This is a genomic window from Streptomyces sp. NBC_00386 (genome assembly GCF_036063235.1).
In the GTDB taxonomy this organism is placed as follows: Bacteria; Actinomycetota; Actinomycetes; order Streptomycetales; family Streptomycetaceae; genus Streptomyces.
Window position 1 is genome coordinate 5,690,274 of sequence record NZ_CP107950.1, and the last position, 20,450, is coordinate 5,710,723.

General features: G+C 70.5%; 16 protein-coding genes and 1 pseudogene. 8 read left to right on the top strand and 9 right to left on the bottom strand.

Translation table 11 applies throughout. The annotated features are described in order from the left end of the window. The first annotated feature begins 168 nt into the window (after positions 1-168). Complete coding sequence (locus OG780_RS25095; RefSeq protein ID WP_328451726.1) at positions 169-1,452, top strand: ATP-binding protein; 1,284 nt, start codon at positions 169-171, stop codon at positions 1,450-1,452. A gap of 89 nt (positions 1,453-1,541) precedes the next feature. On the opposite strand, the gene OG780_RS25100 is transcribed toward OG780_RS25095, so the two are convergent. Further along, positions 1,542-2,093, bottom strand: coding sequence for a GtrA family protein (locus OG780_RS25100; RefSeq protein WP_328451729.1), 552 nt, complete (start codon positions 2,091-2,093; stop codon positions 1,542-1,544). A 208-nt stretch (positions 2,094-2,301) separates the two neighbouring features. On the opposite strand from OG780_RS25100, the gene OG780_RS25105 reads away from it, so the two are divergent. From OG780_RS25105 to OG780_RS25115, 3 genes are read left to right on the top strand one after another with little or no spacing between them, the layout of a single operon-like run. Next, entirely contained in the window at positions 2,302-3,462 is a 1,161-nt protein-coding gene (locus tag OG780_RS25105) for a 5-(carboxyamino)imidazole ribonucleotide synthase (protein ID WP_328451731.1), read from the top strand. Then, entirely contained in the window at positions 3,459-3,983 is a 525-nt protein-coding gene (gene purE / locus OG780_RS25110; protein ID WP_328451733.1) for a 5-(carboxyamino)imidazole ribonucleotide mutase, read from the top strand. Before OG780_RS25105 ends, purE begins: the two co-directional genes overlap by 4 nt. Positions 3,984-3,988: 5 nt before the next feature. Continuing rightward, complete coding sequence (locus OG780_RS25115) at positions 3,989-5,200, top strand: dipeptidase (protein WP_443062203.1); 1,212 nt, start codon at positions 3,989-3,991, stop codon at positions 5,198-5,200. 220 nt (positions 5,201-5,420) lie between these two features. On the opposite strand, the gene OG780_RS25120 is transcribed toward OG780_RS25115, so the two are convergent. Then, a complete protein-coding gene (locus tag OG780_RS25120; protein WP_328451735.1) occupies positions 5,421-5,780 on the bottom strand; it encodes a VOC family protein in 360 nt (119 codons plus the stop codon). A 104-nt stretch (positions 5,781-5,884) separates the two neighbouring features. Between OG780_RS25120 and OG780_RS25125 the strand changes: the two are divergent. Then, positions 5,885-6,415 (top strand): annotated as a pseudogene (locus OG780_RS25125) (CGNR zinc finger domain-containing protein); the annotation flags it as partial. A 338-nt stretch (positions 6,416-6,753) separates the two neighbouring features. Here the strand turns inward: OG780_RS25125 and OG780_RS25130 are convergent. Beyond that, positions 6,754-8,097 carry a UDP-glucose dehydrogenase family protein gene (locus OG780_RS25130; RefSeq protein ID WP_328451739.1) on the bottom strand — a complete coding sequence of 448 codons (1,344 nt, stop codon included), beginning with the start codon at positions 8,095-8,097 and terminating at the stop codon, positions 6,754-6,756. Between the two features lie 191 nt (positions 8,098-8,288). Here OG780_RS25130 and OG780_RS25135 point away from each other — a divergent pair, with 191 nt between their 5' ends. Then, positions 8,289-9,446, top strand: coding sequence for an acyl-CoA dehydrogenase (locus OG780_RS25135; protein WP_328451741.1), 1,158 nt, complete (start codon positions 8,289-8,291; stop codon positions 9,444-9,446). Between the two features lie 144 nt (positions 9,447-9,590). Here OG780_RS25135 and OG780_RS25140 read toward each other — a convergent pair whose 3' ends face one another. After that, complete coding sequence (locus OG780_RS25140; protein ID WP_328451743.1) at positions 9,591-10,889, bottom strand: LCP family protein; 1,299 nt, start codon at positions 10,887-10,889, stop codon at positions 9,591-9,593. A 118-nt stretch (positions 10,890-11,007) separates the two neighbouring features. Between OG780_RS25140 and OG780_RS25145 the strand changes: the two genes are divergently transcribed. Then, positions 11,008-11,556 (top strand): acyl-CoA thioesterase, encoded by a 549-nt coding sequence (locus OG780_RS25145; RefSeq protein ID WP_326787373.1) that lies wholly within the window; start codon positions 11,008-11,010, stop codon positions 11,554-11,556. A 29-nt stretch (positions 11,557-11,585) separates the two neighbouring features. Here the strand turns inward: OG780_RS25145 and OG780_RS25150 are convergent, their stop codons facing one another. Beyond that, complete coding sequence (locus tag OG780_RS25150) at positions 11,586-13,070, bottom strand: LCP family protein (RefSeq protein ID WP_443062204.1); 1,485 nt, start codon at positions 13,068-13,070, stop codon at positions 11,586-11,588. 175 nt (positions 13,071-13,245) lie between these two features. Here OG780_RS25150 and OG780_RS25155 point away from each other — a divergent pair, with 175 nt between their 5' ends. Beyond that, positions 13,246-14,277: a glycosyltransferase family 2 protein gene (locus OG780_RS25155; RefSeq protein ID WP_328451748.1), complete on the top strand. Its 1,032-nt coding sequence runs from the start codon at positions 13,246-13,248 to the stop codon at positions 14,275-14,277. A 78-nt stretch (positions 14,278-14,355) separates the two neighbouring features. Here the strand turns inward: OG780_RS25155 and OG780_RS25160 are convergent, their stop codons facing one another. The 4 genes from OG780_RS25160 to OG780_RS25175 all read right to left on the bottom strand — a co-directional run bounded on the left by OG780_RS25160 (position 14,356) and on the right by OG780_RS25175 (position 20,413). After that, positions 14,356-16,062 (bottom strand): LCP family protein, encoded by a 1,707-nt coding sequence (locus OG780_RS25160; RefSeq protein WP_328451750.1) that lies wholly within the window; start codon positions 16,060-16,062, stop codon positions 14,356-14,358. Positions 16,063-16,182: 120 nt separating this feature from the next. After that, positions 16,183-17,952 carry an LCP family protein gene (locus OG780_RS25165; protein WP_328451752.1) on the bottom strand — a complete coding sequence of 590 codons (1,770 nt, stop codon included), beginning with the start codon at positions 17,950-17,952 and terminating at the stop codon, positions 16,183-16,185. 247 nt (positions 17,953-18,199) lie between these two features. Next, on the bottom strand, positions 18,200-19,474 hold the full coding sequence (locus OG780_RS25170; RefSeq protein ID WP_443062205.1) for an LCP family protein: 1,275 nt from the start codon (positions 19,472-19,474) through the stop codon (positions 18,200-18,202). 183 nt (positions 19,475-19,657) lie between these two features. Beyond that, on the bottom strand, positions 19,658-20,413 hold the full coding sequence (locus OG780_RS25175) for a TIGR03089 family protein (RefSeq protein ID WP_326787379.1): 756 nt from the start codon (positions 20,411-20,413) through the stop codon (positions 19,658-19,660). Positions 20,414-20,450: the final 37 nt, after the last annotated feature.

The following is a 20,450-nucleotide window of genomic DNA, read 5'->3' on the forward strand; positions in this document are numbered from 1 at the left end:
GAGGGGGCCGAGGCCCGGACGGTCCGGTCGGCGACGGAGGACCCGCGCTCCCGGACCGGTGACGCGTTCGGCGACGGGGAACCCGCGCTCCCGGACCGGTGACGTGCCCGGGCCGGAGCGGCGAACGTGCACACTGGTCCCGGTACAGCCATCTGCCCGGAGGGCCCCGTGCGTCGCCGTCTGATCCAGTCCACCCTCGCCGTCGTCCTCGTGGTGATCGCCGTCTTCGGTGTCTCCCTCGTCATCGTCGAGACCCGCACGATCAGCAACAGCGCCCAGGAGCGTGTGGACTCCGAGGCGCTGCGCCTGGCCAGCATCGTGGACAGCCGCATCGTCGGCGACGAGAACATCACCGGCACGACGTTCAAGAACCAGGTCACCGACCGGCGCTACGCCGTGATCAGGATTCCGGGCCGCGATCCCATCGAGGTCGGCAAGCAGCCCACCGGCGACGTCATCCAGTACACCGCCAAGGGTGAGTCGGGTGAGACGGTCACCGTCCAGGAGCCCCGCTCCTCGGTGACCAAGGAGGTCGGCCGCACGCTCCTGGTCATCGGAGCCGTCGCCCTGCTCGCGATCATCGCCGCCGTCCTCCTCGCCGTACGCCAGGCCAACCGCCTCGCCTCCCCCCTCACCGACCTCGCCGAGACGGCGGAACGGCTGGGTTCGGGCGACCCCCGCCCGCGGCACAAGCGCTACGGCGTCCCCGAGCTCGACCGGGTCGCCGACGTGCTGGACGGCAGCGCCGAGCGCATCGGCCGCATGCTCACCGCCGAGCGCCGCCTCGCCGCCGACGCCTCCCACCAGCTGCGGACACCGCTGACGGCACTGTCCATGCGTCTGGAGGAGATCACCCTCACCGACGACCCCGACACGGTGAAGGAGGAGGCGACGATCGCGCTGACGCAGGTGGAGCGCCTCACGGACGTGGTCGAGCGCCTGCTCACCAACGCCCGCGACCCGCGCACCGGCTCCGCCGTCTCCTTCGACCTCGACGAGGTCATCAAGCAGCAGCTGGAGGAATGGCGCCCGGCCTACCGCAGCGGCGGCCGGGCGATCGTCAGCTCCGGCAAGCGCCATCTCCAGGCGGTGGGCACCCCGGGCGCGGTCGCCCAGGTCCTCGCGGCACTGATCGAGAACTCCCTCATGCACGGCGGCGGCACCGTCGCGCTGCGTACCCGCGTGACCGGCAACCAGGCCGTCATCGAGGTCACCGACGAGGGCCCCGGCGTCCCCACCGACCTCGGCGCCCGCATCTTCGAGCGCACCATCAGCGGCCGCAACTCCACCGGCATCGGTCTCGCCGTCGCCCGTGACCTCGCGGAGGCCGACGGGGGCCGTCTGGAAATGCTCCAGGCCCAGCCGCCGGTCTTCGGCCTGTTCCTGTCCCGCACCCCGCACAAGCGCCCGCCCCGGCTCGCCGAGGACGACGACGAGCGCACGGTCAGGTAGGGGAGAGGGCCGGGCGGGCGCGAACGCACCGGTCAGGCGGGAAACGCGCGGTCGGGCGGGAGCGGACCGTCACGCGGGGAGCGGACCGCTCAGTTCACGCGGGCCCGCGGACGGCGCGACTCGGGCTTGGGCTCGGGCTCCTCGTCCAGGAACGATTCGGCGCTGGCCACCGCCTCACGGGCCGGAAGCGTCCGGAACACCCAGGTGCGGTAGGACCAGAAGCGGAAGAGCGTCGCGACGCCGATGCCGAGGAACTTGAAGACGTTGCTCTGCAGCGGGGTGTCCCAGCCGAAGCCGTACGTCGCCGCGTACAGCACACCGTTCTCGATGACCAGGCCCACCACGCTGAACAGCAGGAACAGCGTCAGCTCCTTGGTGCGCCCGCCCTTGTCACGGTCCCGGTAGGTGAAGTAGCGGAACCCGACGTAGTTGAAGACGATGGACACGACCGTGGCGATGACACTGGCCCGTACGACCTGCAGGCCCGTGAGATGGCGTACGAGGTTGAACACGAGCAGGTTGACGAGCAGCCCCGCACCGCCCACCGCGCCGAACTTGGCGACCTCACGGAAGAGCAGGTCGAAGCGGCGCCGAACCGCGCTGCGAGGCCCGGCTTGAGGCCCCGATGTAGCACTGTCCATGGTGTCGCCAGCCCCCGTCGGTGGGTCTTGTCTGTGCCGCGCGGGTGAACGCGCGATGGAATACGCCAACCAGCCCATGCTAACCAGCGCCCCCGCACGGTGCCTGTGCATGTGCTCACAGGTAAGAAAAGACCCGGTCACCGGAAGGGAAAATCGGGCGAATCGGCGCGGAAACCGGCCACTGCGGCGCGGCCGATACTCTTGGAGCGTGACGTTCCCGGTAGTCGGCATGGTCGGCGGGGGTCAGCTCGCTCGTATGACACACGAGGCGGGCATCCCGCTCGGCATCAAGTTCAAGCTCCTCAGTGACACTCCGCAGGAGTCCGCGGCGCAGGTCGTCGGCGAGGTGGTCGTCGGCGACTACCGCGACCTCGACACGCTGCGTGACTTCGCGCGGGGCTGTGACGTGATCACCTTCGATCACGAGCACGTCCCCACCGAGCACCTGCGGGCCCTGGAGGCGGACGGCATCCCCGTCCGGCCGGGCCCCGACGCGCTCGTGCACGCCCAGGACAAGGGCGTGATGCGCGCGAAGCTCGACGCGATCGGTGTGCCGTGCCCACGGCACCGCATCGTGACCGACGTCGCGGACGTGGCCGCGTTCGCGGCGGAAGGCCTCGCCCAAGGGCAGGAGGGCGACGGCTTCCCGGTCATCCTGAAGACCGTCCGCGGCGGCTACGACGGCAAGGGCGTCTGGTTCGTCCGCTCCCTGGAGGAGGCCGCCGACCCGTTCCGCGCGGGCGTTCCCGTCCTCGCCGAGGAGAAGGTCGACTTCGCCCGCGAGCTCGCCGCGAACGTCGTCCGCTCCCCGCACGGCCAGGCCGTCGCATACCCCGTCGTCGAGTCCCAGCAGGTCGGCGGCGTCTGCGACACCGTCATCGCCCCGGCGCCCGGCATCGCCGAGGAGCTGGCCCTGGAGGCCCAGGAACTCGCGCTGCGCATCGCCAAGGAACTCGGTGTCGTCGGGCACCTGGCCGTCGAGCTCTTCGAGACCCGCGACGGACGCATCCTCGTCAACGAACTGGCCATGCGCCCGCACAACTCGGGCCACTGGACCCAGGACGGCGCGGTCACCTCCCAGTTCGCCAACCACGTCCGCGCGGTCCTCGACCTCCCGCTCGGCGACCCGCGCCCGCGCGCCCGGTGGACGGTCATGGCGAACGTCCTCGGCGGCGACTACCCCGACATGTACTCCGCGTACCTGCACTGCATGGCCCGCGACCCGCAGCTGAAGATCCACATGTACGGCAAGGACGTGAAGCCCGGCCGTAAGGTCGGCCACGTCAACACCTACGGCGACGACCTGGACGACGTCCTTGAGCGCGCCCGGCACGCAGCCGGCTACCTGAGAGGCACGATCACCGAATGAGCCCCGTTGTAGGCATCGTCATGGGTTCGGACTCCGACTGGCCGGTCATGGAGGCCGCGGCCCAGGCGCTGGACGAGTTCGAGATCCCCTACGAGGTGGATGTCGTCTCCGCGCACCGCATGCCCCACGAGATGATCGCGTACGGCGAGCAGGCCGCGGAGCGCGGGCTCAAGGCGATCATCGCGGGTGCCGGCGGCGCCGCCCATCTGCCGGGGATGCTGGCGTCCGTCACCCCGCTGCCCGTCATCGGCGTGCCCGTCCCGCTCAAGTACCTCGACGGCATGGACTCGCTGCTCTCCATCGTGCAGATGCCGGCCGGCGTGCCGGTCGCGACCGTCTCCGTCGGCGGCGCCCGCAACGCTGGCCTGCTGGCAGCCCGGATGCTCGCCGCCCACGACGAGGAACTCCTCGGCCGGATGCGGGAGTTCCAGCAGGAACTGAACGACCAGGCCACCGAGAAGGGCAAGCGGCTGCGCGCCAAGGTCGAGGGCGTCGCCGGCGGCTTCGGCTTCGGGAAGTGACGCGGATGTCCTCGTCCACCCGGGCCCCCGAGTCCTCGCTGCCCTCGATCGACCGTGCCCGGGCCCTGCTCGACGAGTACCCGGTCGTCGACGGACACAACGACCTGCCCTACGCGCTGCGGGAGCAGGTCCGCTACGACCTCGGTGCCCGTGACATCGCCACCGACCAGAGCGCCCACCTGCACACGGACCTGGCCCGGCTGCGCGCGGGCGGCGTCGGCGCCCAGTACTGGTCGGTGTACGTCCGCTCGGACCTGCCCGGCGCCCTCACCGCCACGCTGGAACAGATCGACTGCGTAAGGCAGCTGATCGACCGGTATCCGGCGGACCTGCGTGCCGCGCTGACCGCCGCGGACATGGAGTCGGCCCGCGCCGAGGGCCGTATCGCCTCCCTCATGGGCGCGGAGGGCGGTCACTCGATCGACAACTCCCTCGCCGCCCTGCGCGGGCTGTACGCGCTCGGCGTCCGCTACATGACGCTCACCCACAACGACAACATCGCCTGGGCGGACTCGGCGACGGACGTTCCCGTGGTGGGCGGCCTGTCCGCCTTCGGCCGTGAGGTCGTACGGGAGATGAACCGCGAGGGCATGCTCGTGGACCTCTCGCACGTGGCCGCGACGACCATGCGCGACGCGCTCGACACCTCCGTCGCGCCGGTGATCTTCTCCCACTCCTCGGCGCGCGCGGTGTGCGACCACCCGCGCAACATCCCGGACGACGTGCTGGAGCGGCTGCCCGCCAACGGGGGAGTCGCGATGGTGACGTTCGTGCCGAAGTTCGTCCTCCAGGAAGCGGTCGACTGGACGGCGGCCGCCGACGAGAACATGCGCGCCAACGGCTTCCACCATCTCGACACCACCGCCGAGGGCATGAAGGTCCACCGCGCCTTCGAGGAGGACAACCCGCGCCCGATCGCCACGGTCTCGACGGTCGCCGACCACCTCGACCACATGCGCGAGGTCGCCGGAATCGACCACGTCGGCATCGGCGGCGACTTCGACGGCACGGCGTTCACCCCGGCCGGGCTGGACGACGTCTCCGGCTATCCGAACCTGATCGCCGAGCTCCTCGACCGCGGCTGGTCGTCCACCGACGTGACCAAGCTGACCTGGCAGAACGCCGTGCGCGTGCTGGGCGCGGCGGAGGACGTGTCCCGCGACCTCCGGTCCCGCCGGGCACCGTCGAACGCGACGCTGGAGCAGCTGGACGACTGAGGGCCGGCCCGGCGAGGGCCGACCGAGGGCCGATGGCCGGCCGGTTCGGTGGTCGAGAGCCGGCGGCTCCCGGCAGCCGCCGGCCGGCTCGGTGACCGGCGGTCCCGGGCGGCCGAAGGCCTGCCGCCTCCGGCTCACCGATCACGGAACCACAGGCAACGCCGACCGCCCTCCTCCGCGAGGACCGCCGACCCGGACGGCCGGCCGCCGTCGGGCGCGTTCAGCAGGCGCAGAGGCAGAACGGGTGCCCGGCCGGGTCGGCGTACACCCGGAACGAACGCGCCCTGTCCCCGGTGTCCAGCGGCGTCGCGCCGAGCGCCAGCACGCCCTTCTCCGCCACGTCCAGGTCCTCGACGGCCAGGTCCAGATGGAACTGCTGCGAGCCGTCGGGCGAGGGCCAGCGCGGCGGTACGTACGCGGGTGACCCCTGGAACGCCAGTTTCCGCCCGCCGGGCACCTCCAGGTCGACCCAGTCGGTCTCCTCCGTGATGGTGCCGCCCAGCACTCCCGCGTAGAACTCGGCGAGCGCGAGCGGGTCGGGACAGTCCAGGACGACGACGTCCAGTTCGGCAAGAGCCATGACTTCCTCCGTGGGATCTCCAGCAGCACCGATGGGTTACCTGTGAACCTGCTCAAGGGGTAACGGTTACTCCATGCTCCCGCACAGGAGGTAACGTCGCAAGCATGAATGACCGAGCGTCCGCACCCGGCGGTCTGGCCCTGGTCCAGGCCCTGGTGAACACCCTGGACATCGAGTCGGGCGCCGACTCCCTGGACACGCCCGAGGGGCTGGCGCGCTTCGGCCTGGCGGCGGACGAGGCGGCGGGGGCCCGCGAGCTGCGCGAGTCGCTGCGGGCGGTGTGTCTGGCACACGCCGGGCATCCGGCACACCGGAAAGTGATCCCGCTCGGGGAGCTCCTCGCCCGCGCGCCCCTGGTGGTGACGCTGGACGAGGACGGAGGCGCCGCGCGCCTGGTCCCCGCCGCCGGGGGGATCCCCCCGGCCCCCGGCCCGGCCGCCCCGGCGCCCCTGGCCCGCCGTGTCGCCGCCGCGATCGCCGAGTCGCTGATCGAGGGCACCTGGCCGCGGCTGAAGGCCTGTGAGGCCCCGACCTGCCATTGGGTGTACTTCGACCGCTCGCCCGCAGGCCGTGGCCGCTGGTGCTCGATGGCGGTGTGCGGGGCGCGCGCCAAGATGCGCCGCTACCGCGCCAGGCGGCCCGCGGCCGCGGTAGATCCTGCGGCCGGCGGGGCCGGGAGCCGGACACAGTCCGGCGGTCTCCGGTCACCGCACAGCGAAGTGGTGCAGAATGCAACCGGCGCCGGTCCGGCCGACTGAGCCTCGGCCGGACCGGCGTCCTGTGCCCCGGCCCCGGCTTCGGCCCTGCGCGGACCGGCGTCCTGCGCCCCGCCCGGCGCCCGGCCTTGGTCCTGCCCGGCGCCCGGACCGGGGAGCCTGCCCGGCGTCCCGCACCCGGAGCCCGGACCTGGAGCCTGGGAGCCGGCCCGGAGCCGGAACCCGTGCCCCGAGCGGCGCCCGCCCCCGGCAGGGGCTCAGGCGGTGGGCCGCCCCATCGCCCGGTACGTCCAGCCGGCCCGGCGCCACGTCTCCGGGTCCAGCGCGTTCCGCCCGTCCAGCAGCACCCGGGACGTCACCGCCTCGCCCAGCACCGCCGGGTCCAGCTCGCGGAACTCGCGCCACTCCGTCAGGTGCAGCACGACATCGGCACCCCGTACGGCCTCCACGGCGGAGCCGGCGTACCCGAGCGTCGGGAACAGCCGCTTGGCGTTCTCCATGCCCTTCGGGTCGTACACGGTGACCTGGCCGCCCTGGAGGTGGATCTGCCCGGCGACGTTCAGCGCCGGGGAGTCGCGCACGTCGTCCGAGTCCGGCTTGAAGGTGGCGCCGAGCACGGCGACCCGCTTGCCGAGGAACGAACTGCCGCCGAGCGCGTCGCGGGCCATCTCCACCATCTGCCCACGGCGCCGCATGTTGATGGAGTCGATCTCGCGCAGGAAGGTCAGCGCCTGATCGGCGCCCAGCTCGCCGGCGCGCGCCATGAAGGCGCGGATGTCCTTGGGCAGACAGCCGCCGCCGAAGCCGATCCCGGCCCGCAGGAACTTCTTCCCGATCCGCTCGTCGTGTCCTATCGCCTCGGCCAGCTTGGCGACATCGCCGCCGGCGGCCTCGCAGACCTCGGCCATCGCGTTGATGAAGGAGATCTTGGTGGCGAGGAAGGAGTTCGCGGAGGTCTTCACCAGCTCGGCGGTGGGGAAGTCGGTCACGACGAACGGCGTGCCCTCGGCGACCGGCGTCACGTAGACCTCGCGCAGCAGCTTCTCGGAGCGCTCGCCGCGCACGCCCACCACGATCCGGTCGGGGTGCAGCGTGTCGTTCACGGCGAAGCCCTCGCGCAGGAACTCCGGGTTCCAGGCCAGCTCGGCGCTCTCGCCCGCGGGTGCGAGCTCGGCGAGCCGCGCGGCCAGCCGCTCCGCCGAGCCGACCGGCACGGTGGACTTGCCGACGACGAGGGCGGGACCGTGCAGATGCGGGGCCAGCGACTCGAAGGCCGCGTCGACGTACGACATGTCACAGGCGTACTCGCCGTGCTTCTGGGGCGTGTTCACGCACACGAAGTGGACGTCGCCGAAGGCGCCGACCTCGGCCCAGTCCATGGTGAAGCGGAGCCGGCCCGTGGAGCCCTCGATCCCGGCCACGTGCTTGCGCAGCAGCTCCTCGAGACCGGGCTCGAACATCGGGACCTCGCCCCGCTGGAGCATCTCGATCTTCTCCGGCACCACGTCGAGCCCGAGGACCTCGAAGCCGAGCTCGGCCATGGCCGCGGCGTGGGTGGCGCCGAGGTAGCCGGTGCCGATCACGGTGATCTTGAGGGCCATGGATGCTCCTGAGGTGTGCGGCGCGTAGGTGCGCGCCTGAGCATAGTCGGGGCTTCGGGGAGCGCTTTCACCGGCGGTTTTACCCCTGTCGCCAAGGTCACGTATCCGTCTTGCGGGCAGACCCTTAAAATTTGTGTTACTTAACGGTAGTTAGCGCCGCCAGCACAGCACCTTTTGGAGCGTGAGAGACCTTGGCCGGATCGGCTGATTTCGACCTGTACCGCCCGTCCGAGGAGCACGACATGCTCCGGGACGCGATCCGCTCGCTGGCCGAGGCGAAAATCGCGCCGTACGCCGCCGCTGTGGACGAGGAAGCCCGCTTCCCGCAGGAGGCGCTGGACGCCCTGGTAGCCAACGACCTGCACGCCGTGCACGTCCCCGAGGAGTACGGCGGCGCGGGCGCCGACGCCCTCGCGACGGTCATCGTGATCGAGGAGGTGGCCCGCGTCTGCGTGTCCTCCTCCCTGATCCCCGCGGTGAACAAGCTGGGCTCGCTGCCGGTGATCCTCTCCGGCTCCGAGGACCTGAAGAAGAAGTACATGACCCCGCTCGCCAAGGGTGACGGGATGTTCTCGTACTGCCTCTCCGAGCCGGACGCCGGTTCGGACGCGGCCGGCATGAAGACGAAGGCCGTGCGCGACGGCGACTTCTGGGTCCTGAACGGCGTCAAGCGCTGGATCACCAACGCGGGCGTCTCCGAGTACTACACGGTCATGGCGGTGACCGACCCGACGAAGCGCTCCAAGGGCATCAGCGCGTTCGTCGTCGAGAAGTCCGACGAGGGCGTCTCCTTCGGTGCTCCGGAGCGCAAGCTCGGCATCAAGGGCAGCCCGACCCGCGAGGTCTACCTCGACAACGTGCGCATCCCCGCCGACCGCATGATCGGCGAGGAGGGCACCGGCTTCGCGACCGCCATGAAGACCCTGGACCACACCCGCGTCACCATCGCGGCCCAGGCCCTCGGTGTCGCCCAGGGCGCCCTCGACTACGCCAAGGGCTACGTCAAGGAGCGCAAGCAGTTCGGCAAGCCGATCGCCGACTTCCAGGGCGTCCAGTTCATGCTCGCGGACATGGCCATGAAGATCGAGGCCGCCCGCCAGCTCACGTACGCGGCCGCCGCCAAGTCGGAGCGCGGCGACAAGGACCTCACCTTCCAGGGCGCCGCCGCCAAGTGCTTCGCCTCGGACGTCGCCATGGAGGTCACCACGGACGCCGTCCAGCTCCTCGGCGGCTACGGCTACACCCGCGACTACCCGGTCGAGCGCATGATGCGCGACGCGAAGATCACGCAGATCTACGAAGGCACGAACCAGGTCCAGCGGATCGTGATGGCGAGGAACCTGCCGTAGTACGCCCCCGTCGGCACCGGATCGCGGACCGGTGATCGCCGATGAACGGCAGAGGTGGGAGGCACCCCGGGGTGCCTCCCACCTCTGCCGTTCATCGGCGGGCCGGAACGGTTCAGGTCGCCGTCAACGCCGTTCGGTGACGGGTCAGTTGCCTGTCACCGTGACCTTCTCGTCGTTCTTGAGCTCGTCCACCAGTGTCTTGACCTTCGCCTTGTCCCAGACGAGGTTGCCGCCGGTGGAACCGGAGATCGGCATGTTCATGGACATGCCGTCGCCGCTGGTGACGCCCTTCATGGCCCAGAACATGTCGGCCAGGTCCCACAGGCTCATGTCCTTGTCGACGACCAGTGAGTCCAGGCCCGCGCCCATCGTCGGGTAGAGCTTGAACGGGTTCAGGACCGTCGAGGGGGTCGCGACCTGGTGGGCCAGGGCGGCCAGGAACTTCTGCTGGTTCTTGGTGCGCTGGAGGTCCGAGGCGGCGAAGGCGTGCCGGGTACGGACGAAGGCGAGGGCCTGCTCGCCGTTCAGCGTCTGCTTGCCCGCCTTGAAGTCGGCGCCGGAGTACTTGTCCTTGAAGCCCTGGTCGAGCGTCATCTCGACACCGCCGACCGCGTCGACGATGCCCGCGAACCCGGCGAAGCCGATCTCCACGTAGTGGTCGATGTGCAGGCCGGTGTTGTACTCGATGGTCCTGACCAGAAGCGTGGGACCGTCGAACGCGTAGGCCGCGTTCAGCTTGTTCGGGCCCAGCGGGCCCTTGATCTTGCCGGACTCGGAGCCCTGGAACTTCGGGATGGTGACGTTCGAGTCACGCGGGAGCGAGAGCAGCGTGGAGCCGTTGCTGCCGGTGTGCAGGATCATCATCGAGTCCGTGCGCTTGCCCTCGGCGGAGCCGGTGTGCAGCTTCTTCTTCTCCTCGGCGGACATGCCGGCGCGGCTGTCGGAACCGACGATCAGATAGTTCGTTCCCTCGCCGGTCTCCGGCCGGTCTATGACCTTGGAGAGATCCACGTCACGGTGGAGCTTGGAGTCGGCCCAGAAGTACGTTCCGACGGAGACCACGACCAGCGCGGTGACCAGCGTGATCGCGGTCCACTTGATCCGGCGCCGCCAGTTCGGCGCGGGGCGCCGGGGGTAGGCGTCACCGCCGCCGGGGCCCTGCGGACCACCGGGTCCGTTGCCGTACACATGGCCGCTGTTGTAGCCGGAGTCGTACCCGTTGTCGTAGCCCTGGCCCTCGTCGTGGCCCTGGCCGTCGACGTACGAGGGCTGCCGGGGCACCCCGGCGCCGTACGGCGGCGCGCCCTGGCCCGGTGCGGGTGCGGCGGGCCCACGGCGGACCTGGCGCATGACGCGGGCGCTCTCAGGCTGTGCGCCTGCGCTGCCGCGTCCGTAGCGGTTGCTGCGGTTGTCGTCGGACCACCCGTCGGGCCAATCATTCATGCGGACCAGTGTGCCGCTCTCCACCAGGCGCCTTACAAGAGAGCAGGGAGATCTGGGTCACGCCTGTTGCAGACCTGATGCAAAGAGACCGCCATGCGCCCGGCATAAGGTGGAGGACATGACAGACCAGGCCCCCAACCCGGAAAACGACATCCCGGGCAAGCCGACCTCCGCGTCCCGGACCACCCTCAGCCACATCATGACCCACAACGACACGAACCTTCTGGGGTCGGTGCACGGTGGCGTGATCATGAAGCTCGTCGACGACGCGGCGGGCGCCGTGGCGGGGCGGCACTCCGGCGGGCCCGCCGTCACCGCCTCGATGGACGAGATGGCCTTCCTCGAACCCGTGCGCGTGGGTGACCTGGTCCATGTGAAGGCCCAGGTCAACTGGACCGGACGGACCTCGATGGAGGTCGGTGTGCGGGTCCTGGCAGAGCGCTGGAACGAGTCCACCCCGCCTCAGCAGGTCGGTTCGGCCTATCTCGTCTTCGCCGCCGTCGACGGCGACGGAAAGCCCCGCCGGGTGCCACCGGTCATCACCGAGACCGAGCGTGACGAGCGCCGCTTCCAGGAGGCGCAGATCCGCCGCACGCACCGGCTGGCCCGCCGTCGCGCGATCATGGAACTCCGCGAGAAGCGGGCGGCGGAAGGCCTCGACGAGTAGGGCCTGCCGTCCGGATCACGCGTCCCGGGTCAGGGGCACACCACCTGGTCTCCCGTGACCACCCCGGACTCGCCCTGAGCGGGATCGTCGGCCCGTACCCGCGTCACCCGCTTGAAGTCGGCACCGGCGATCACCTTCAGCAGCGGGCCCTGCCCGCGGACCGCGCGCAGCTCGGCACCGGGCAGCGCGGCCGCGAGGGACTTCGCCGAGCGGTCCCAGCGGGGGTCGTACGCGACGACGGTGCGCCGGACCGTGGGGTCGTGGGCCGTCGTGGGCCGGCCCGTCGTCCGGAAGCCGGTGGCGGCGAGCGCGCCGTCGACCCGCTTGCCGAGACCCGTCGTGGAGGTCCCGTTCTCGATCTGGACCCGGATCCGCTGCGGGGCCACCGCGACCCGGACGGCCCCCGGCCGCGGCGCCCGGGGCGCCGCGAGCGGCTTGTCCTCACGCAGCTCCTGGAACAGCTTCCTCGCCTTCGGCTCGTCCCACTTCAGGGTCGAGCCGATGCCCTTGACGGCATAGGCCATCTGCCCGATCGGCACGGTCGTGAACTCGGACGAGGACGGGGAGAAGTTCCGCATCGCCCGGCCCAGGTCCAGCAGCTCGTCCGTGCCGAACCCCTTGTCGGCCCGCACCGAGCCCAGCACCGCCCGTGTCACGTCCCGGAACCTCATCGGGTTCAGCAGCACCCCGGACGACGTGGCCTGGGAGACGAGTGACGCCAGGAAGCGCTGCTGGCGCTTCATCCGGCCGAGGTCGGAGGAGCCGTCGGTGTGCCGGGACCGTACGTACTGAAGAGCCTGTCCGCCGCCCAGCACATGCGGGCCGGCCGCCAGGTCGAGGCCGGTGTACCTGTCCTTCAGCGGCTGCGCGGTGCAGATACGGACGCCGCCGAGCACGTCGACGGTCTTCATGAAGCTGGTGAAGTCGACCTCCATGTAGTGGTCGATCTTCACGTGGGTCATGTTCTCGACGGTCCGCACGGTCAGGGTCGGGCCGCCCTCCGCGTACGCCGCGTTCAGCTTGAGGGGGTGGGGGGCGTGCCGTCTGCCGGTGACCTCGTCGGTGTGCGCGGGCGCCTCGGCGTAGGAGTCGCGCGGCAGGCTGACGATGCTGGCGCGCTCCCGGTCCTCCGAGATGTGCACGATCATGACCGTGTCGGTGCAGTGGCAGGGCGCGCCGCCGAGCCGGTACTTCCGCCGATCCGCCTCGGTGATCTTCTCCCGGCCGTCGGTGCCGACCATCAGCAGATTCATGCCGTGGCCGCCCTCGGGCCGGTTCTTCATGTCCTTGAACGGGTCGACCCGGGTGATGTCCGCGTCCAGGCTGCTCAGCACCGCGTGTCCGATGCCCGCCGAGGCGAGGACCACCACGGAGACGGTGGTCAGCGCCCGCATGGCCCAGCGTGGCCTCCTGCGCCGTACGGGCCGTCCGCCGGAGCGCCGGACAGGACGCCGCGCGGGAGACGGCTGCGGGGGGCGCTGAGGGCGGACGGGGGAGCGGGGCGGCGTGGGCAAGGGGGACACCTCCGCGAGGCTGGACGGGGGAGGGAAGCGTTCCGCGGGGCCGGACGGAGCCGCGTTCCGCTGGCGTGGGGATCCGTGTGCACGGTAGGCCCATACGATCTGCGGCCCGGTCCTTACGCCGGGCGGCGCGCGACCGTGTCCCCCGTTCGCGGTAACGTGAGTTCCGATGAGCGAGAAGTCTGACGTGCGGTCCCCCGCCGTTTCTGTGATCATGCCCGTCCTCAACGAGGAGCGGCATCTGCGCGGGGCCGTCCAAGCGATCCTGGCGCAGGAGTACGACGGCGAGATGGAGGTCGTGATCGCCATCGGTCCCTCAACGGACCGGACGGACGAGATCGCCGCCGAACTCGTCCGTGAGGACCCGCGCGTCCACACGGTGCCGAACCCGACCGGGCGCACGCCCGCGGCCCTGAACGCCGCGATCAAGGCGTCCCGGCACCCCGTCGTCGTGCGCGTCGACGGGCACGGCATGCTGTCCCCTAACTACATCGCCACCGCCGTACGGCTCCTGGAGGAGACCGGCGCGCAGAACGTCGGCGGCATCATGCACGCCGAGGGCGAGAACGACTGGGAGCACGCCGTCGCCGCCGCCATGACGTCGAAGATCGGCGTGGGCAACGCGGCCTTCCACACGGGCGGTGAGGCGGCCCCGGCCGAGACCGTGTACCTCGGGGTGTTCCGGCGCGAGGCGCTGGAGCGGCAGGGCGGTTACAACGAGGAGTTCATCCGCGCCCAGGACTGGGAGCTGAACTTCCGGATCCGTGAGGCCGGCGGCCTCATCTGGTTCTCGCCCGAGCTGAGGGTGTCGTACCGGCCGAGGCCGTCCGTCAAGGCGCTGGCCAAGCAGTACAAGGACTACGGCCGCTGGCGGCACGTCGTCGCCCGCTACCACGAGGGCTCCATCAACCTGCGCTACCTCGCCCCGCCGACCGCCGTCTGCGCGATCGCGGCGGGCGTGGTCGTCGGCGCGGCACTGACGCCCTGGGGGCTGATCGTCCCGGCCGGCTATCTCGCGGCCATCGGGCTCGGCTCGCTGCCCGCGGGCAAGGGGCTGCCGGCGAAGGCCCGGCTCCAGATCCCCGTGGCCCTCGCGACGATGCACATGTCGTGGGGCTGGGGCTTCCTGACGAGCCCCAGGTCCCTGGCGAAGAAGGTCATCGCGTCCCGTCGGCCGGCGGTCGTCGGCGCGACCCGCTGAGCCGCCGTCCCACCAGACATGAGTCGGGCCCCTCTCGATTTCGAGAGGGGCCCGACTGCCGTTCACCGTCGGCCGGTTCTACGACCAGGTGTAGTCCGGGTTGACGTGCATGCAGGCCTTGGTGTCCGAGCCCTTGTCGAGCTTCGCGGACTCGGGCGCCGAGTCGTCGTCCTCGGGTGCCTTGTACGTCGTGCCGTCCCGCCAGTCGGCGCCGACGACGAGCGTGATCCCGGAGACGTCCGCCGACTTCTCCACCGCGTGGGTCGACATCCCGAGGGCCTTGGCGAGCCGCAGGGCGTCACCCTCCAGATCGGCGCTCGGGTAGCGGATCACCGTGGTCGCCTCGGTGGTCACCGTCGACGGGTCGGCCTTCGCCTGCGTGAATCCCTCGCCGACGAGCAGCTCGCTCACCGCGCTCGCGCGTCCGGACACCGGGGCCAGCGTGCTGGTGCGGGTGCCGTTCTGCACCTGCACGGCGATCTTGTCGTCCGCCGCGGCCGGATCCGAGGAGGTCTTCTCCGCGGTCTTCTTCTTGTCCTTGCCGTCCAGCGCGATGTCCTCGCGCAGCAGCCGCCAGACCTTGTCCGCGTCCGTCTGCTTGGGCAGCACCCGGTTGCCGTCGCTGGAGTACACCCACGGCATCGTGGTCATGGTGATGCGCTTGGTCGGGACCTTCTTCAGCTCTTTGCTGAGGTCGTAGAGCTTGGTGACCGAGCCCAGGTCCTGGTCGACGGTCAGCGTGCTGGTGGCCGTCTCCGCGAGGCCGCGCAGCTTGGCCGGGTTGCTCAGCGTGGCGTTCTCACGGAGCTGACGCACCATCGAGTTCATGTACTGGTGCTGGGCCTTGGTCCGGCCGATGTCGCTGCCGTCCTCGAAGCCGTACCGCGTGCGCAGCCACTGCAGGGCCTGCTTGCCCTTGACGGACGTCGTGCCCTTCTCGAGCTTGAGTCCGGAGCCGTGACCGGTGGAGGTGTGCGAGTAGATGTTGGCGTCCACACAGACGGGGACGCCGCCGATCGCGTCGGCCATCGACACCACACCCGCGAAGTCGACCATGATGAAGTGGTCGATGTGGATGTCGGTCAGCTTCTCCCAGGTCGCGACCGTGCAGCCGGGGCCGCCGCGGCCCAGCGAGTCGTTCGTCATCGTCAGCGACGAGCTCGCGGCGTAGGTCTTCCCGGTTTCCGGGTCGGTGCAGTTGGGTATCTGGAGCAGCGTGTCGCGCGGCATGCTCACGACCGACATGTTGGTGCGGTCCGCGGACAGGTGCAGCAGCATCTGGACGTCCGCGCGGGCCGGTGTGTCGAAGGTGTCCTTCGCGCCGCCGAGCTTCTGGTTCTCGGTGGAGTTCCGGGCGTCCGAACCGATCAGGAGAATGTTCAGCGGGGTCTGGCCCGCCGCGTTCGGTTTCGTCTTCGCGGCGCGGTCCTTCGCGTCGCCGATGTTCAGGTCTTCCTGCTTGAGGTTGCTGTTCAGGTGCCGGTAGTAGAGATAGCCGGCACCGGCGGTGCCGAGTATCAGGACCGACAGCACCATCGCCGACCAGCGCAGTATTCGGCGTCTGCGCCGGGGGCGGCCCGTGGTCCCGTGCCGTCCGTCGTCGTCTCCGCCGCGCGGCACCTGCCCCTGCGGCCCGGTGTCGTCGCCGTCGGTCCGGGCACTGACGCCGTCAGCCGTCCGGACGGACTCGCCGCCCTCCTCGTACATGCTGTCGTCCCAGCCCAGTTCGCCGGCCTGCGGGACACGTGGTCGTGCTCCCTCCCCGCGCACACTGCTTCGCGCCATCTCTCAGCCTCTCCCCACCCTGCGCCTGACAAACGGGTCCGTCGGGCGTCCGGCCGGGCGTTTCCACGCCCGGCCGGACAACCGCTCGCGCCCTGTAGGACGCCTGACGGACCCGTTAGGTCACTTCGCGCACACCGTTTTGTCCGCCGTGGACTTCTCCACGTCCGGCGCCTTCGTCGCAGCGGTCAAAGGCACTCCGGCGCCCTTGAAGTCCTTGCCCAGGGTCAGCACGATCGCGGGCAGCCCCTGTGAGTTCTTCTCGCTCTTGCCGGGCTTCATCGCCGAACCGGACAGCCCCATGAGATCCGCCAGCTTGCGTGCCTGGTCGGCCTGGTCGGGAGAGTACTCCAGGGTCGTCTTGCTCAGCGGTGCGTCGGCGTTGCCCAGCTGGCTGGACTTGAGCACGCCCTCATCATTCTGCAGCCAGTTAAGAGTTTCCTGTGCGGAGCCGGACTCGGCGCCGCCGTTGTAGATGTCGACGCGGATCTCGGAGGCGGCGGAACGGGAGCCCTTGAGGCGGGCGGCCACCGCGGCCTTCTCCTTCTTCTCCTTCTGCTTCACGGCGCTGAAGGAGACGTCGTTCTTGATCGCGTCGAAGACCGACTGGGCCGTGTTCGGGTTGACCACGACGGTGGCGTGCACCTTCTCGGCCGGGTTGTCTATCACCGGAACCGTGGTGAAGGTGATGTTCTTCGGCGGCACCTTCTTCAGCTCCAGGGCCATGTCCTTGAGCGTGCTGACGCTGCCGATGCCGGTGTCGACGGTGAGCGCCTTGGTGGCGGCCTCGGCCAGCTTGACCAGCTTGGTCGGGCTGGTGAGGGTGTCGCTGGAGCTCATCTTGCGCATCAGGGAGCCCACGAACTGCTGCTGCACCTTGATGCGGTCGAGGTCGCCCTGGTTGCCGAAGCTGTGCCGGGTGCGCACGAAGGCGAGGGCCTGCTCGCCCTCGATGGTGTGCTTGCCGGCGGAGAGCTTGAGGTGCGAGTCGTCGTCGTCGACGTCCTTGGCGAGACAGACCTCGACACCGCCGACCGCGGTGGTCAGCGTCTTGACGGCGTTGAAGTCGGCCATCATGAAGTGGTCGACCGTGATGCCGGTGACCGCCTTGACCGTGTCCATCGTGCAGCCGGGGTTCCGGCCCTCCTGGCCCAGGCTCGTGTTGAAGCGGACGCTCTCCGAAGGCTTGATGACCTTCTCGGTGCCGTCCTCCTGCTTCGACCTGCACTCGGGGACGTCGACGATCAGGTCGCGCGGAATGCTCATCGCGGTCGCGTTCGTCCGGTCCTTGGCGACGTGCAGCAGGATGTTCGTGTCCGCGTGCCCGACGCTGTTCTTGTCGCCGTATCCCGCGTTGCCCGCACCGGTGCGCTTGTCGGTGCCGATGATGAGGATGTTGAAGGCCTCGTCCTTGCTGAAGCCGTCCTTGGCGGAACCGCCGACGTCCTCGGTCTGGACATTGCCCTCGAGGTGCTTGAGGTAGGCGTACGCGGCGCCCGAGACAGCCACCAGGACCAGCGCCATGGTGCCGCCGGTCCAGAGCACTATCTTCTTCGCCTTCGATTTCTTGGGCGGCCTGTTGCGGCCGCGCCTGCGCCCCGGCAGGGGCTCCGGCGGCTCGGCGCGCCGACGGCGCGGCCCCGGCACGTCGGTGCCGGGATCCTCACGGTCCCGTCCCGGTGCGTCACGGTCCCGTCCCGGTGCCGCGCGGTCCCGTCCCGGTGCGCTTCGGGTGCGCGTCGCCGCGGAGGGTGAGCCCCTCCGCGGTCGCGGCACGCCCGATTGCGCTCCGGAAGGGGGCAGTCGCAGTTCGTATTCACCGGTGTTCGGGTTGAGCACCCACTGGTCTGCGGGGTCGATGTCGTCCGCCCGCCCACGGCCTTGCGCGTCCACGGTTGTCTGAATCCTCCGTCGGGGCCACGCGGCGCCCTTTTCCCCCTCAAAAGGCGCTCGGGTCTCGGTCAAGCAGTGCGCGACCTCCAGGACGGACCTCGTGGCCGGGTGCACCGGGTCGCTCACACTATCCGCCCAGTTCAGCGTCCAGCGACGGCCGTGACAAATTCAACGTTCCTACAACCGGGCAATCCGCCCCATTTTCAGAGACTTCTTAGCTCAGCTGTTCCCCACCTTGGTGTGCGCTTTACCCGCAGGCGTCCTGGGCCGCCGTGTTGCCTCGGAAAGTCGGGGCCGGATCGGGTGTGCCGGAGAGGCGGGCAACCCCTATTGCCGTCGACATTCCGTCGCCGTTCGACTCCTCTTCGTAATCGCGCAAGGAGTTTCCGTACAGGCTTACGGAATGCGGCGCCTGGCCCTGGGCGGGTCGCGCCGGCGGTTCCTTCGCGACCACGACGGGCTTGTCCGCGCGCAGCCGCTTGAAGAGCCGGGCCGCCGCGGGCTCCATGAGCTGATCGCGGTTGGCGTTGAGGACGTAGGACGTCCGGGGCACGGTCAGGAACTGGATGCTGTCCGTGGGGATGTCGCGCAGGCCGCGGACGAGGTCGTACAGGCCGCGCAGGCTCGCCAGCCCCGGGTCGGTGGTCAGCGACGAGGTGGCCGCGTCCAGCACCGGATACAGCTTCGCAGGGTTGAGCAGGACGTCGTCGCTGCGCACCTTGCTGATCAGCGCGCCGAGGAACTTCTGCTGGCGGTCCATCCGGTCGGTGTCGCTGCCGTTGCCGATGCTCTTGCGGGCACGCACGTAGCCGAGCGCCTGCTCGCCGTCGAGGACGACCTTGCCCGCGGGCAGTCTCAGCTTCGCCGCCTTGTCGTCGATCGGCTCGCGCAGGCACACCTCGACGCCGTCCACCGCGTCGACCATGTCCTTGAAGCCGTGGAAGTCCACCACCATGTGGTGGTCGACGCGGATGTTCGTGAGCTTCTCGACGGTCCGGATCGTGCAGGCCGAGCCGCCCACCTCGAAGGCGTAGTTGAACATCGCGAACATGGGGTCGGTGCGGGTCCCGTCGGGGCGCCGGCAGCCCGGCACGTCCACCATCAGGTCGCGGGGCAGCGACATGGCTGTCGCGCTGCGCCGGTTCGCCGCGAGGTGCAGCAGGATCGTGGTGTCGGACCGTTCCGTCCCCGAGTCGCGGCCGTACTTCTTGTTGCCGGCCCCCGAGCGCGAGTCGGACCCGATCAGCAGGATGTTCTGCGCGTCGCGCACGAGCGCGGTGGGCCGTTCCCTCTCGTACCGGGCGAGCTCGGCCGCCGTGTCGTTGTCGGCCGTGATGTTCCCGTTCAGCTTCTCGTACGCGGCCCAGCCGACCGCCACGGCGCCCAGGACCACCACGCTCACCCCGGTCGCCGTCCAGCGCAGCCAGCGCCGCCGCCGGCGTCCCGCCCCCGCCCCGGTGGGCGACGCTCCCCGCCCCTGCTCCTCCGGACTTCCGGAGGGAGTGCCCGCGGTGTCGGTCACGTCGGGACCACCACCCCTCATGGCGTACGAACGGGTCCGGCTGTTCCTACGACCATGTCCCGGCGCGGCAGGTGAGGGGGGCCGATGATGGGCCGAACGGGCGACGCCCCCGGCGTGGAGGCCGCCCCTCAGGAGCCCGCCGGGAGGCCGGTACCCCTTGAGGGCCCGTCTTGTCGGCCCGTCCTATCGGGCCGTCGCGGTCACCCGCTCGCTCTCGATCCGCCGGGCGAGCGCGTCGTCGTCCAGCCCGCCGAGATTGCGGCACAGCACCACGGATCCGCCGGTCGCCAGCGGCGCGTACAGGCCCGCGGCCACGCCCTCCCAGGTGTCGTACGAGAGCGCCGACAGGATGCGTGAACCGGGGCCCGTCAGATCCAGGCCAGGGGCGTCGGCGCGGGCCTGCTCCACGACCTCCGCGCCCGTGTACGCGGCCCCGGCGACGATCAGGGCCCGCTCCTCCGGGTCGACGGGCGCGTACGGCGCGAAGCGGTCGCCCTGGCTCGGCACCTCGACGGCGTAGTCGGCGTATCCCGCGGGCGGCGTCGGGAAGCGGCGGCCCAGCGGCGCGAGCGAGAGGGCGACGCGCTCACCGGAACAGGCGAGCCCGGCGTCGAACCGGCCGGGGCCCGCGACGACGTGGTCGGCGGCCGCCGGGTCACCGCCGAGATCCGCGACGACGCCCACCGAGGAACAGGCGAGCAGCCACACCGCCGTCTGCCAGTGCGCGGGCAGCAGCAGCGCGACCCGCTCGCCGGGCTCGGCGGACATCTCGCCCTGGAGCAGGTTGGCGGTCTTGGCCACCCAATTGGCGAAGGTGGCCACGGACAATTCGACCCGTTCGCCCGTCGCGTCGTCGTAGAAGGTCACCAAAGGACGTGCGGGGTCCTCGGAGAGCGCGGATCGCAGCAGGTCGGCAGGGGTGCGGTCGGTGGCTTTCACGCGAGCAAGCGTACGCGGGGACGCCGCGCGGCACGGG

What these genes read in the sequence shown, in the direction of transcription:
- OG780_RS25115 (WP_443062203.1), top strand. Translation starts at nt 3,989, where the DNA reads ATGTCCTCGTCCACCCGGGCCCCCGAGTCCTCGCTGCCCTCGATCGAC.
- OG780_RS25100 (WP_328451729.1), bottom strand. Translation starts at nt 2,093, where the DNA reads ATGGACAGTGCTACATCGGGGCCTCAAGCCGGGCCTCGCAGCGCGGTT.
- purE (WP_328451733.1), top strand. Translation starts at nt 3,459, where the DNA reads ATGAGCCCCGTTGTAGGCATCGTCATGGGTTCGGACTCCGACTGGCCG.
- OG780_RS25155 (WP_328451748.1), top strand. Translation starts at nt 13,246, where the DNA reads ATGAGCGAGAAGTCTGACGTGCGGTCCCCCGCCGTTTCTGTGATCATG.
- OG780_RS25140 (WP_328451743.1), bottom strand. Translation starts at nt 10,889, where the DNA reads ATGAATGATTGGCCCGACGGGTGGTCCGACGACAACCGCAGCAACCGC.
- OG780_RS25160 (WP_328451750.1), bottom strand. Translation starts at nt 16,062, where the DNA reads ATGGCGCGAAGCAGTGTGCGCGGGGAGGGAGCACGACCACGTGTCCCG.
- OG780_RS25130 (WP_328451739.1), bottom strand. Translation starts at nt 8,097, where the DNA reads ATGGCCCTCAAGATCACCGTGATCGGCACCGGCTACCTCGGCGCCACC.
- OG780_RS25145 (WP_326787373.1), top strand. Translation starts at nt 11,008, where the DNA reads ATGACAGACCAGGCCCCCAACCCGGAAAACGACATCCCGGGCAAGCCG.
- OG780_RS25120 (WP_328451735.1), bottom strand. Translation starts at nt 5,780, where the DNA reads ATGGCTCTTGCCGAACTGGACGTCGTCGTCCTGGACTGTCCCGACCCG.